Raw genomic sequence first — 12,896 nt, forward strand, 5'->3', positions numbered from 1 at the left:
GACGTGAAGAGTCATTCAGGAGATGCGACGCCATTGTCGAGCTGCTCTAGCTACTGCCGCTTGGCGGCAAATCCGGCGACCGTGGGGGTGGTGTTGATGAATCGGATCTCGCGATTGCGGTCGACGATCACAAACGCGACTGTCGAAGGCCCATCAAAGGCCGTTCCCGAGAACTCGGCGACACTGGTGCCCGTGCCATCGGGATTGACCGAATGGGTGCACGTCTTGGACGTGAGAGGTCCGAGGATAGTCCCGTTGATATTGACAGTCGTGGTGACCGCGCAGCCTCCGTGGCCATCAAAGATCGCCGTGCCAAGGGCGGCCGTTGGCACCGCTTGAGGGCCAGCGGGGGGCACAATCATCCCGAACTCCCCCGAAAATCCCCACCTTCCTTCGATGCCGCGTTCGGTAAATGCGGGTCTTGGAGCGTCCGCTCTCGAAGATGAGGCTAATGCCACAAAGACAAGCAATACTGTCAACGGCTGTAGGACTACCCCATACACGTTGCGATTGTGTTTCGTCATAGTCACCTCCTACGCGAAACGCCTCTTCGCCATAACGCATTTGATGAAAGAATCGGATTTGCCAGAATCGCAGGTTATCGCGGGCGTGGCCGACGAATCATTGAAATATTTGGATGCCGAGGATGAAAGTGGCTGTCCGTCATTTCGATCCAAATATCGGCTCCCTTACGGGGCGGGAGGAGACTAAACCGATATTCGAAGGACACCTTGTCCAAGTAAAAAAAGGGGTAGGGATCGTATGTCTGGAGAACTGCCATTGGAGCCCTTATTAATCAGGCCCGTAAATACCCTCCTGGTATTTCGGGCCGCCGCCCAGGCCCGGTACACGCCCGGCCTGGGCTCACGCGGCTTGTCGCCGCGCCGGGGCATCCCTGCCCCGGATTAACCCGGCCTATATTTATAGGCCGGGTTAATAATAAGGCCCAGCAGCTTTGGGTACTAAGCGCTACGTGGGCAATATCAAAAGCTGACGTTCAGGCAAAGTCGCAATCATCAATCCGCGATCTTCCGCTTTAGCCGAAAATCAGGCGCATGGACGACCGCTACGAATGGCAGCTTCGAATCGGGAGTGGCAGTTCAAATCATCTGACAGTGTTGGTCGGATCTGGCCGCGGCAACCTCAATGTACGATCAGAATGGTTTTGGGATTTGCTCTCGCCTTATTGAAAAGCGTTCCATGAGGCGGCACGGGAGCGGTAATAACATGGCCCTCGACGGCTGCCGTCATATAACTGTAATCTCGTGCGGCTATTTTCACGCTCTTTGCAAACAGCGGTTCGGGCCGAGCGAGCGATCGGATTATGAGTGGCAGACCCATGGCTTTGTCGCACCAAGACTATTTGAGTCTCAAGCGGGCATATCGGCATCTAGAATATCCCGCCTTCGCCGTCAGGCTTGCCGATGCGGTCGGCACACCCTTGGAGAAAGGGCTTAAGCTTTTGCCAACGCCATGGTACCGAAGACTGCATCGCTGCGCCGAGAATGCCATTTGGAAGGCTTTGGGCGTGGCGGTCACGAGCTTGGACAATAAGCCGGGGACGCCATCCCGCGACGTGTATTACAAGTTGCTCAGCATCGCGAGCGGCGCGGTCGGTGGTTTTTTAGGCGGTCCGGCCTTGCTGGTGGAGCTGCCGTTTACGACCGTTCTCATGCTGCGTTCGATTGCCGATATCGCCCGCAGCGAGGGCGAAGATCTCGACGATATCGCGACCCGTCTGGCATGTCTCGAAGTGTTCGCCTTGGGTGGGCGTACTAAGGAAGATGATGCGGCTGATGCCGGGTACTACGGGTTGCGTCTCGCTTTGGAGCGGCCCGTTGCGGCAGCCTCCAGCTATATCGCTCGGAACGGCCTAGGCAATCGGGCCGGCGCGCCGATGTTGGTGGATTTTATTATGATGATCTCGAGCCGTTTCGGCATAACGGTCTCGGAAAAAGCCGCGGCGGAAATCGTCCCGATTGTGGGGGCGGTCGGCGGCGCTTTGGTCAACAGCGTGTTCATTCAGCACTTTCAAGTTATGGCACATAGCCACTTTACGATCCGCCGTCTCGAGCGGAAGTACGGCCCGAGGCTCATTCGAGCGGAGTACGATAAGCTGCGGACCCCCGAGTACAGGCTCTCGTACGCGTCAGTTTAGCTTTCCCTTATTTAAACTTTTCGTGGTTCTTGGCCCGCTGGCATAATACCCTTGGCTTTTTATGCGGCCGAGGTTTTTTCTTATCAATGGGGTTTCTGGAATCCAGGGAGGTAGCGATGGCTGGTTTCGGCGATTTTCTTGAAAACGGTGTGGCCAAAGGCGTTGTGATCGGGCTTGGCATGGTGGCGGCCGGTGTCGTTCTTGCGCCGGCGCTGCGGCCAGTTGCACGAGCAGCCGTGAAGACCGGCATCCTGCTGTTCGAAAAAGGCCGCGAATGGGCGGCTGAAGCCGGCGAAACCTTCGAAGATCTGGTGGCCGAGGTTCGAGCGGAGCTGGCAGAGCAGGCGGCCGCAGCGGAAGGATTCGAAGCCGCCGAGCAAGCCGCTGCGGAAAGCGATATGAAAGGCTAAAGATGGTCTCGGCCTTCGTCGTTCACGAGCTAGCCGGTCGATTACGGCTGAGAATTCCCGAAAAGCGCAATGATTCGGCCTTTTTTGCCGCTCTCGCCGAACGTTTAGCCGAATGTCCGGGCGTTACCAGCGTCAAGCTCAATGCGTTTACCGGTAGCGTTTTGCTGCTTCACGCCGCGGAAACGAGTGCAATCGATGTTGCAAGGTATGCGGAGCAAGCCGCTTTATTTTCCGTTAAACCCTTGTCGGCCACACCCGTCCGCACGCTGGGTCAGCACGCAACCAAGGGTCTCAATGCATTTGACCGCAGCCTTACCACCGCGAGTGGCGGGCTAGTGGATTTGCAGTCGGCCTTTTTTCTTTTGTTGGTGGGATTGGCTGTTTATCAGGCGAGACGCGGGCAGATTCTGGTGCCGGCGGTTTCCATGCTTTGGGAAGCGATCAGTCTGGTCGGTTCGGACAAAATCGGCAAACACTAGCCGGAAGCGCGCGTACTCTTTGTCGGATGTTGCAGACCATCTGAGGGAGCTGAAGGCGCTAGCTTAACCGCTGATGCAAAGGGCTTTTGCGGGGAAAATGCGCTTTCAAGAATTCCATTTGATCGCTCAATACCCGGCGTCCTTGTAGGTAGACATATTCCGCGTGGGTTGGGGTGAACGGAATGGCTAGGAGTTGCATGCCGGCTTGTTCCGGGGTTCGTCCGGCTTTATGGTTGTTGCAGCGCTTGCATGCGGTTACGACATTGTTCCAGGTGTCGGCGCCTCCGACGCTGATCGGAGTGATGTGGTCGCGGGAAAGGTCGCTATGGTGAAATCGGTGGCCGCAGTAGAGACAAAGATTGTTGTCGCGGCGGAATAGGGCAGGATTGCTTAAGGGCGGAACGTAGTTGGGATCGATGCCGTAGCCGTTGTTATGGTGGTGGTGTGTGGCGATGATCGAATTGACTTCGATGAGACTGCGGCGCCCCGTCTTGGCATTAATGCCACCCCGCAGCGTATACAGGTGGGTACCGCAGCTATAGGCTACTTCACCTAGATGATAAAGCTTTGCCGCCTCTTGGTAGCCTATCCATTCCAGCGGCATGCCAGAGGCATCGGTACGTAACACCTGTAGATGATAAATCTCCATAGATCCTCCATCGTTCGATTGTTGTCTTTCATTGCAGAATGGTTAAACACTTGATTTCCGGTTGCTGTCGTCGGTCGACTTATGCACAGTGTATTCAATTTGTTTGTCAAGGAAAAATTTGAATCAGTGCTGCCGCGATTAGATTTTTTTGTGACCGAATAAGTCATTGATAAAATTATAAAAAGTAAGTTTTGGTCAAAATCTTTACAATTTAATGAAAGTCTAGTCTTCATGCATTTTTCGGCAACATCCCGACATCTATTCCACAAAGTTATCCACAGAAACTGTGGATAAGCAAGATTTTGCTTTTCTGCTAAGCGTGTTGCGGTTTTCCCGATTCTACCCGGGATTTGTGGCAGTTCGTTGAACATGACGAAAATTCTTAAGATCGCTGTTTCGGTGCCTTTGCGACGTCTGTTCGACTATCTTCCTCCTTCAGCTTCCGATATTCAGAGTTTGAAGCTTGGCGTCCGCGTCGAAGTTCCCTTCGGCCGTCGCCGAAAAATTGGCGTATTGATGGACATTGCGGAAGAATCGGAGGTGGACCGTGGACGTTTGAAGGAGGCGTTAGCGATACTCGACAGCGATCCCTTGCTGTCTTCCGACGATCTCCGGTTGCTCAACTGGGCGAGCCGTTATTATCACCATCCTATCGGTGAGGTCGTCGCAGCGGCTCTGGCCGTCCTGTTGCGCAAGGGCAGTGCGGCCGAGCTCGCGGGAGAACGGGTTCTTCGCCTGGTCACGGAGGACTATGCTTTCGCGGCGCAGTCATGCAAGAGAGCCCCTCGCCAAACGGCGTTGATCGGATTGCTCCGCGAGCATCCGAACGGCGTTCCTCATAGTCTTTTGAGCGAACTGGATTGGGACTGGCGCGGTGCTGTAGACGGCCTGGTTCGGAAAGGTTTGGCGTGCTGGTGCCAGAGCCGGGAAGCGCAAGTACCTGCCCACAATTCACTCAAATCTCCTCCTTTCGATCTCAACGAGGACCAGCAGCGCGCAATAGCCGCCGTTCGGGAGGCCATGGGCGCGTACGCCGCTTTCTTGCTGGAAGGCGTGACCGGCAGCGGTAAAACCGAAGTGTATCTGCAATTGACGCAGGAGGTTTTGGCGCGAGGCGAGCAGATCATGATCTTGCTGCCGGAAATCAATCTGACGCCTCAGTTGCAAGCCCGCTTTCGCAGCCGCTTCTCGGTTCCGGTCGCGATATTTCATTCCGGGCTCACGGAAACCGAGCGCTGCCGTTCCTGGCTACAAATGCAGCGAGGAGAGGTGAGTATTCTGCTCGGTACCCGTTCCGCCGTCTTCACCCCGATGAAGTCGCCGGGGATGATCATTCTGGACGAGGAGCACGACACTTCATTCAAGCAGCAGGATGGCTTCCGCTTCTCGGCGCGCGACGTGGCCGTCATGCGAGCCCGGCTGTTCAACATTCCTATTCTGTTGGGGTCGGCCACGCCGTCTTTGGAAAGTCTCTGCAACGTATCGCAGGAGCGGTATCGGCATTTGCGGCTTCTTCATCGCGCAGGCGGGGCGCTCCAACCCAGCTTCCGATTGCTCGATATTCGAGGGCATCGCTTGCGGGAAGGGCTTTCGCCGGCACTGATCGCGTATATTGCCGACACATTGAGCCGCGGCGAGCAGGCGCTGTTGTTCGTCAATCGGCGCGGTTTTGCGCCGACTTTGATTTGTCACGCCTGCGGATGGGTCGCCCGTTGCCGACGTTGCGACGCGAACTTGGTCGTTCATGCCGGTGACGGGCGTCTGCGTTGCCATCACTGCGGGTTCGAACAGTCCTTGGCCCGTTCTTGTAACGGCTGCGGCAGTGAAGACCTTCGCCCCTTGGGGCTCGGGACCGAGCGCGTGGAGAACGCGTTGGCAGAGTTGTTCCCAGGCGCCCGCATAGTGCGCATCGACCGCGACAGCACGCGGCGCAAAGGACGATTGGAAACGCTTTTGAACGACATTCACGAAGGCCGGATGGATATCCTGATCGGCACCCAGATGCTGGCGAAAGGCCATCATTTTCCGCGGGTCACGCTGGTCGGAATCACGGACGTGGATTCCGGCCTCTACAGCACCGACTTTCGTTCCGGCGAACGGACTGCGCAATTGATTATTCAAGTAGCGGGCCGCGCCGGGCGGGAAGAACGAATGGGCACCGTCGTTTTGCAGACTCGGCACCCTGGCCACCCATTGCTTCATGTGTTGATCAGGGACGGCTATTCCGGTTTTGCAAAAGCCTGTACGGACGAGCGCCGAGCGGCGCAGTTGCCCCCCTTTACCTATCAGGCGCTATGGCGGGCGGAGGCGACCGACATCGATGCGCCGCGAAGCTTCTTGGGGCGAGTTGCCGATCTTGCGAACGAGCGACCGTCGCCCGAATTGTTGGTGTTGGGGCCGGTTCCCGCACCGATGGCGCGGCGAGCCGGACGGCAGCGTTATCAACTGCTGTTTCAATCCGCCAGGCGCAATCTGCTGCACGGACTTATCGAGTCACTGCTGCCGTTGATTTCGGAACTTGATGAAGCCAAGCGAGTCCGTTGGTCTATAGACGTCGATCCGGTCGACCTTTATTGATAGCGGCTAGTGGCGCCGTTTACAGGTTCGCTTGATCTTGGCTTCTTTTTCTCCCGGACTCCAATTAGCATGGCGCTGGAGTCGAGTGTCGCGACGGCCTTGGGTTTCCCAAATACCACTCACAAGACATGCGAGGAATCTATGTTCCCATTACGAGACGAAAATCCGATTGTCAGGAGGCCAGTGGCGACGATTGCGATAATCGGCCTGAATATCGCCAGTTGGGTTTTTGTTCAAGGCTTGGGTAACGGCGAGCCGCTGGCGTGGTCCTTGTGCAATTATGGCTTGATCCCGGGTGAGCTGTTCGATCGTGTACCGGCCGGAACCGTCATTCCCCTCGGAGAAAATCTGGGCTGCGAGCTGACCGGGGACACGTCCGTCCTGACCCTGGTGACCCATATGTTCCTCCACGGCGGGTGGTTTCACATCATCGGAAATCTCTGGTTCCTTTGGGTGTTCGGCGACAACGTCGAAGACTCGATGGGGCCGATACGGTTCGTTATTTTTTATCTCGCATGTGGCTTGGCCGCCGCCGGCGCTCAGATCTTCACCGATCCGGCTGCGGCAATACCCATGGTGGGTGCGTCCGGCGCGATCGGAGGAGTAATGGGAGCGTATGCTCGGCTCTATCCGAGGGCCAGAATAGTGACGCTGATCTTCCTCGGATTCTATGTGACTACCGTGGCTTTGCCTGCCATTGCCATGCTGGGATATTGGTTCTTCATCCAGATCGCAGGTGGACTCCCAGCCCTGCAAGAGGCTGGCGGTGGCGTGGCGTTCTGGGCACACGTGGGGGGATTTCTGGCTGGCCTGATTTTGGCTGGTCCCATGCATCGACCGGATTATCTGGCTCAGCATCTTCGGCATGCGGCGGGGCCGTATGACCGCTACTGATTTTCAGTCTGTCGACGTTCTGCCGAGAGCGAGCCTTACGCCGGCTGCCGTTTTCTGAGCATAGGGCGCATATCCACCAGGGCGACGATCAGGAGGTAAAGCCCGAGGAATGCCGTGCCGACCGTCCAGGACGTCAAGCCGCACGACTCCACCAGATCTTTGTGTCCGCCGTACAGCAATAATCCGAGCAGGAGATAGCCCACGATCTTTCCTAGCGGATAACGCACCGGGTAATAGTATTGACCGAGAGCGTAGGAAATGACGGTCATCGTGGCATAACACGCCAGCGTCGCCCAGGCCGAGCCCATGTAGCCCATGATCGGAATCCACCATATATTCAGGCCGATGGTGAGCGCGGCGCCGATCAAGGATACCCATGCCCCCATCAGGGTTCGATCGGTGAGTTTGTACCAGATCGACAGGTTGACGTAGATGCCCAGGAACAGATTGGCCAAGAGCAAAACGGGCACGACGTGAAGCCCTTCCCGGTATTCCACGCCGACGAAGTACTTGAATACGTCGATGTACAGGGTCACCACCAGGAAGATGAATACGCAGAAGATCACGAAATAATTCATCACGAGCGCATAAGCGCGCTTTGCGTCCGCCCGTCCGGCATATGCAAAAAAGAAGGGTTCGCCTGCATAACGGAAGGCCTGTATGAAGAGCGACATCAGGATCGACAGCTTGTAGCACGCGCCATAGATGCCCAGCATGCGCAGATTGGTTGCAAGATCATAGGGCAGCAGAAATTTCAGGATGGCGCGGTCGAGCATTTCGTTGACCATCCCCGCAAATCCGATCACCACCATCGGCAGAGAGTAAGCCAGCAAGCTTTTCAGGAGTCGCGAATCGAGCCCATGCCGCAAGCTTTGGAATTGCGGCAGGAGCAGCAGGAGCTTGAACGCGCTGGCCGCAAGATTTGCCAGGAAGATATAGCCGACACCGATAGCCGGATCGTACAAACGCGCTCCAAGCGAGTTCGGCCAAAGCTCCTCGGCCTTTTTGCAATAAACCAGGAAGAACAGGTTGAGTCCTATGGCGAGTACGATTTCGATCAGTTTGATGCCGGCAAAGCGCCAAGCCCGGTTTTCGGAGCGCAGTTTGGCGAACGGCAGTGCGGAGATGGAATCGAGCGCCAGAATCGCGCCGAACCACACCAGATATTCCGGATGCTCCGAATAGCGGAGCAGCGCCGCAAGCGGTTCGCGAAATACGACGATTCCGGAGACAAACGCCAGGTTCGCCAATATCAAGAAGACGAGCGCCGTCGAGTATACGGTGTCCGACCGGAGTTCTTCCCGGTTGCTGAAGCGGAAAAAGCCCGTTTCCAGGCCGAACACCAGGAGTACGGCGAAAAAGCCGGCGTAGGCATAAAACTCCGAAACGATGCCGTATTCCTGCGCCGGAAACGTATAGGTGTACAGCGGAACCAGCAGATAGTTGAGGAATCTGCCGATGATGCTGCTCAAGCCGTAGATGACGGTTTGCGAGGCAAGCTTGCGGAGAGGGTTCAAAAGTTGATGCGCCGGCGATGTTTGAAGGCCGTCATTTTATGGCGAGTCCGGATGGACGCCAAAATCGTGTGCGGTTTCTCATGCGTTCCAACCCGTGTCACGACGTTCTCGTTTAAGAGTTGCCGTTTGTGGGAAGTTTTCGCGAATTCATAGATGTTCGCGTCGGCATTTGCATGGTTTTTCGGATAAAAGTAATCAAATTATGCTCATCTAAGCTTGTCAAACTAAAATTGGTTGTTTTCGAAGCAAAGTCAATGATGAAGGCCGAGTTTTAATCGGCCTTGTTTCTTAAGTTCATCAGCTAACAAACAGCGAGGTAAGCCCATGGCGTCTTTTATCGCGGAACACCCACTCGAGGCCGACGAGCTGCAAAAACTCGATGCCTACTGGCGGGCGTGCAACTACCTTGCGGTGGGCATGATTTATCTGAAGGACAATCCTCTGCTGAAAGAGCCTTTGCAGCCGGGGCATATCAAAAAACGCTTGCTCGGTCATTGGGGCTCCAGTCCCGGCTTGAGTTTCAGCTACGTTCATCTCAATCGCCTAATCAATAAGTACGATCTTGATGCGATTTTCATCACCGGCCCCGGTCATGGAGCGCCAGGCGTATTGGCGCCGGTTTATCTCGAGGGTACGTACTCCGAAATCTATCCGAATAAAAATGAAGACGAAGAGGGGATGCGTCTGTTCTTCAGGGAATTCTCGTTTCCAGGCGGAATCGGCAGCCATTGCACGCCGGAAATGCCGGGATCGATCCATGAAGGGGGAGAGTTAGGTTACAGCATTTCCCATGCCTTCGGTGCGGCGTTCGATAACCCCGATCTCTTGGTTACCGTAATGGTCGGCGATGGCGAGGCAGAAACCGCAGCTCTCGCAGCCTCCTGGCATTCGAATAAATTCCTCAATCCGGTTCGGGACGGTGCGGTACTGCCGATCCTCCACCTCAATGGATATAAGATCAATAATCCGACCGTCCTGGCGCGCATTTCCCATGAGGAACTGGAGCAGCTGTTCGCGGGATATGGATGGACGCCCTATTTTGTCGAGGGCAGCGATCCGGAAACCATGCATCAAGCGATGGCGGCTACTTTAGAACATTGCGTGCTCGAAATTCGTCGGATTCGGCAGGAAGCCCGCCAGGGCGGTGGCCTGAGCCGCCCGCGGTGGCCTATGATCGTGCTGCGCAGCCCGAAGGGGTGGACAGGACCCAAGACGGTCGACGGCCACAAAATAGAAGGTTTCTGGCGTTCGCACCAAGTGCCGCTCGCAGGAGTCGCCCAGAATCCGGAGCACCTCAAGATGCTCGAAGAATGGATGCGAAGTTATGAGCCGGAGAAACTGTTCGATGCCACCGGCCGCCTCGTTCCCGAGTTGAAGGCTCTGGCTCCCAGGGGGAATCGGCGCATGAGCGCCAATCCCCATGCCAATGGTGGCTTGCTCCGTAAAGCTTTAAGGATGCCCGATTTTCGCGATTATGCGGTCGAGGTGCCGAAACCTGGTTCCGTGGAGTCGGAAAATACGCGGCCCCTCGGACGCTTTTTGCGCGACATTCTGGCGCTAAATCCTAGTAACTTCCGGGTATTCGGTCCGGACGAGACCACTTCCAACAAGCTGGATGATGTGTACGAAGCCAGCAAAAAAATGTGGCTGGCCGACTACTTGCCGGAGGACGCCGACGGCGGCGAATTATCGCCGGAGGGGCGTGTTATGGAAATGTTGTCGGAGCACACGCTGGAGGGCTGGCTCGAGGGCTATCTGCTTACCGGGCGGCACGGATTCTTCTCGACCTATGAGGCCTTCGTCCACGTGATCGACTCGATGTTCAACCAGTTCGCAAAATGGCTGGATATCGCCAACGACATCCCCTGGCGCGCTCCCGTATCTTCCCTGAACCTCTTGATCACCTCTACCGTATGGCGACAGGATCATAACGGCTTCACTCATCAGGATCCGGGGTTTCTCGATCTCGTGGTCAACAAGAGCCCCGAAGTGACCCGTATTTACCTGCCCCCCGACGTCAATACGCTCCTATGCGTGGCGGACCATTGCCTCCGAAGTACCTATAACGTCAACGTGATTGTTTCGGACAAACAGAAGCATTTGCAGTATTTGGACATGGAAGCAGCGATAAAGCATTGCATCAAGGGCCTGGGAATCTGGGATTGGGCGAGCAACGACCAGGGTTCGGAGCCGGATGTCGTCATGGTGGGTTGCGGCGACATCCCAACGAAAGAGGCGCTAGCGGCTGTCATGCTCCTGCGCGAGCACTTCCCGACATTGAAGATCCGTTTCATCAATGTGGTCGATTTGTTCAAGCTGCAGCCTGCAAGCGAACACCCCCACGGCCTTAACGACCGCGATTTCGACAGTCTCTTCACCTTGGATAAGCCGATTATTTTCAATTTCCACGGGTATCCGTGGCTGATCCATCGCCTCTCTTACAGAAGAACCAATCATAAGAACCTGCACGTGCGAGGGTATAAAGAGAAAGGAAATATCAATACCCCGCTGGAATTGGCCATCGAGAACGAAATCGACCGTTTCAGCCTGGCGATCGATGTGATTAATCGCGTGCCGGGGCTGTTGGTTGCGGGCGCCCATGTCAAGGAAAAGCTTCGCGACATGCAGATCGAGTGCAGCAATTATGCGTATGAGCACGGTGTGGACAAGCCGGAGTTCGCCAATTGGACATGGCCTCAATAATGAGCGAGCGACGATGGCGCGGCCCGGAAAGGATTTCGTAGACGCACTCCCACAAGCTGGCTGAGAACTCATGCAGAGGAAGCTTTTGGTCCTCAACTCGGGTAGTTCGTCCGTAAAGTATCGGTTGTTTGATCTGAGTGACGAACGTGTCCTGCTGTCAGGCATTATCGAACGAATTGGAGAGACTCACACTTCTTCGCCTGAAGATGGTGGTGAGGGGCATGGATTCGCTGACCACCGTCAAGCCTTTGCCGAAGTGATGCGGAGGCTCGACGAGTCTGGCGAGTTGCCGGACCCGAACGAGCTTTTTGCAATCGGCCACCGTGTGGTGCACGGAGGGGAGACTTTCCGTTCCGCTGTCGTCGTCGACGATTCGGTCATGGCGGCGATTCGAGCGGCTGTTCCGCTCGCGCCTCTCCATAATCCGCCAAATTTGCTGGGCATTGAGGTTTGCCGCGCACTCTGGCCAGGCGTGCCTCAGGTCGCTGTGTTCGATACGGCCTTTCACCAATCCATGCCGCCTCACGCCTACCATTACGCGCTGCCGAAAAAATTTTATCGGGACGATCGAATACGCCGGTACGGGTTTCACGGAACCTCGTTCGCGTACGTCACGAAACGAGCCGCCGCCCATCTGGGGCGACCGCCGGAGTCGTGCAACTTCATCGCGTTGCACTTGGGTAATGGGGCGAGCGCTACAGCCATTAAGCACGGCCGTAGCGTCGATACATCGATGGGCATGACGCCTTTGGCGGGCTTAATCATGGGTACGCGGTGCGGCGACATCGATCCCGGCATCGTCCTCCATTTGATGAACTCCCGCAATTATTCAGCGAGAGACATGGAGTGCCTTCTAAGCAGGAACGCCGGGCTCAAGGCGCTCGTCGGGGCGAATGATATGCGCGAAATTTTGCGGCGTGCTGCGGTCGGCGGCGAAGACGCCCGGTTGGCCGTCGAAATGTACTGTTACGCGATCAAAAAATACATCGGGGGCTACTTGGCTGTGCTGGGTAACATCGATGCGTTGATCTTTACGGGCGGTATCGGTGAGCATGCCGCTCCCATCCGCTACAAAATCTGCTCGGGTCTAGAGCCGTTCGGAATCGTGATCGATGTACGCAAAAACGCAATGGACGCGTCTGAAACGTCGGAGCTGCAAGCCTCCCATAGTCGAGCCAAAATCCTAATCGTGCCGACAGACGAGGAGCTGGAAATCGCCCGCGAGGCCGCGGAAGTGATTGATGCTCGGTCCGTCGGTTCAATCGAATAGTCTCGGAAAACCATTGGTACGTGTTTTTTCACTCCTTTGCGGCTTCTTCCATTTCTTTTGGTACTGAGCTTTCGTGTTCTCTGAATTCCGGGCGGCAGGCTCGTTTGGAGTGCCCATTCCTGGCCTTTCTGCAAGAGCGCGAACGCGTGCCAGTCTCTTTTCTGTGTGTGTGCTTTTGCCCTGATTTATCGCGGCCTCAGAGCTCCAGTCGGAAAGGCAGTAGGAATCGTCGGATATAG

General features: G+C 56.0%; 11 protein-coding genes. 7 read left to right on the forward strand and 4 right to left on the reverse strand.

Annotated elements, in window-relative coordinates:
* Positions 1-50: 50 nt before the first annotated feature.
* Positions 51-524, reverse strand: a complete 474-nt coding sequence (locus B2A78_RS15370) for a hypothetical protein (protein ID WP_077730883.1) — start codon at positions 522-524, stop codon at positions 51-53.
* An 815-nt stretch (positions 525-1,339) separates the two neighbouring features.
* Between B2A78_RS15370 and B2A78_RS15375 the strand changes: the two genes are divergently transcribed.
* The 3 genes from B2A78_RS15375 to B2A78_RS15385 all read left to right on the forward strand — a co-directional run bounded on the left by B2A78_RS15375 (position 1,340) and on the right by B2A78_RS15385 (position 3,047).
* Entirely contained in the window at positions 1,340-2,158 is an 819-nt protein-coding gene (locus B2A78_RS15375) for an EcsC family protein (protein WP_240502549.1), read from the forward strand.
* A 116-nt stretch (positions 2,159-2,274) separates the two neighbouring features.
* Positions 2,275-2,568, forward strand: coding sequence for a DUF5132 domain-containing protein (locus tag B2A78_RS15380; protein WP_077730885.1), 294 nt, complete (start codon positions 2,275-2,277; stop codon positions 2,566-2,568).
* 2 nt (positions 2,569-2,570) lie between these two features.
* On the forward strand, positions 2,571-3,047 hold the full coding sequence (locus B2A78_RS15385; RefSeq protein ID WP_077730886.1) for an HMA2 domain-containing protein: 477 nt from the start codon (positions 2,571-2,573) through the stop codon (positions 3,045-3,047).
* A 58-nt stretch (positions 3,048-3,105) separates the two neighbouring features.
* Here the strand turns inward: B2A78_RS15385 and B2A78_RS15390 are convergent, their stop codons facing one another.
* On the reverse strand, positions 3,106-3,696 hold the full coding sequence (locus tag B2A78_RS15390) for an HNH endonuclease (RefSeq protein WP_077730887.1): 591 nt from the start codon (positions 3,694-3,696) through the stop codon (positions 3,106-3,108).
* A gap of 369 nt (positions 3,697-4,065) precedes the next feature.
* Here B2A78_RS15390 and B2A78_RS15395 point away from each other — a divergent pair, with 369 nt between their 5' ends.
* Positions 4,066-6,273, forward strand: coding sequence for a primosomal protein N' (locus B2A78_RS15395; RefSeq protein ID WP_077730888.1), 2,208 nt, complete (start codon positions 4,066-4,068; stop codon positions 6,271-6,273).
* A gap of 183 nt (positions 6,274-6,456) precedes the next feature.
* The gene (locus B2A78_RS15400; protein ID WP_240502550.1) at positions 6,457-7,167 is read left to right on the forward strand and encodes a rhomboid family intramembrane serine protease; all 711 of its coding nucleotides are present in this window, start codon (positions 6,457-6,459) and stop codon (positions 7,165-7,167) included.
* A 35-nt stretch (positions 7,168-7,202) separates the two neighbouring features.
* On the opposite strand, the gene B2A78_RS15405 is transcribed toward B2A78_RS15400, so the two are convergent.
* Entirely contained in the window at positions 7,203-8,684 is a 1,482-nt protein-coding gene (locus B2A78_RS15405; RefSeq protein ID WP_077730890.1) for a polysaccharide biosynthesis C-terminal domain-containing protein, read from the reverse strand.
* A 324-nt stretch (positions 8,685-9,008) separates the two neighbouring features.
* On the opposite strand from B2A78_RS15405, the gene B2A78_RS15410 reads away from it, so the two are divergent.
* Both B2A78_RS15410 and B2A78_RS15415 read left to right on the forward strand, forming a co-directional pair.
* Entirely contained in the window at positions 9,009-11,387 is a 2,379-nt protein-coding gene (locus tag B2A78_RS15410; protein WP_077730891.1) for a phosphoketolase family protein, read from the forward strand.
* Between the two features lie 70 nt (positions 11,388-11,457).
* Positions 11,458-12,657 carry an acetate kinase gene (locus B2A78_RS15415; protein ID WP_077730892.1) on the forward strand — a complete coding sequence of 400 codons (1,200 nt, stop codon included), beginning with the start codon at positions 11,458-11,460 and terminating at the stop codon, positions 12,655-12,657.
* On the opposite strand, the gene B2A78_RS26365 is transcribed toward B2A78_RS15415, so the two are convergent.
* The coding region (locus B2A78_RS26365) for a hypothetical protein (RefSeq protein ID WP_205780795.1) at positions 12,646-12,896 on the reverse strand (251 nt) is incomplete at its 5' end. The genes B2A78_RS15415 and B2A78_RS26365 overlap by 12 nt on opposite strands.

This window comes from Methylocaldum sp. 14B (genome assembly GCF_002005105.1).
Lineage (GTDB): Bacteria > Pseudomonadota > Gammaproteobacteria > Methylococcales > Methylococcaceae > Methylocaldum.

Bases quoted from the DNA above. Each gene is read 5' to 3' on its own strand.
- B2A78_RS15395 (WP_077730888.1), top strand. From the start codon at position 4,066: ATGACGAAAATTCTTAAGATCGCTGTTTCGGTGCCTTTGCGACGTCTG.
- B2A78_RS15380 (WP_077730885.1), top strand. From the start codon at position 2,275: ATGGCTGGTTTCGGCGATTTTCTTGAAAACGGTGTGGCCAAAGGCGTT.
- B2A78_RS15415 (WP_077730892.1), top strand. From the start codon at position 11,458: ATGCAGAGGAAGCTTTTGGTCCTCAACTCGGGTAGTTCGTCCGTAAAG.
- B2A78_RS15375 (WP_240502549.1), top strand. From the start codon at position 1,340: ATGGCTTTGTCGCACCAAGACTATTTGAGTCTCAAGCGGGCATATCGG.
- B2A78_RS15410 (WP_077730891.1), top strand. From the start codon at position 9,009: ATGGCGTCTTTTATCGCGGAACACCCACTCGAGGCCGACGAGCTGCAA.
- B2A78_RS15390 (WP_077730887.1), bottom strand. From the start codon at position 3,696: ATGGAGATTTATCATCTACAGGTGTTACGTACCGATGCCTCTGGCATG.
- B2A78_RS15370 (WP_077730883.1), bottom strand. From the start codon at position 524: ATGACGAAACACAATCGCAACGTGTATGGGGTAGTCCTACAGCCGTTG.
- B2A78_RS15385 (WP_077730886.1), top strand. From the start codon at position 2,571: ATGGTCTCGGCCTTCGTCGTTCACGAGCTAGCCGGTCGATTACGGCTG.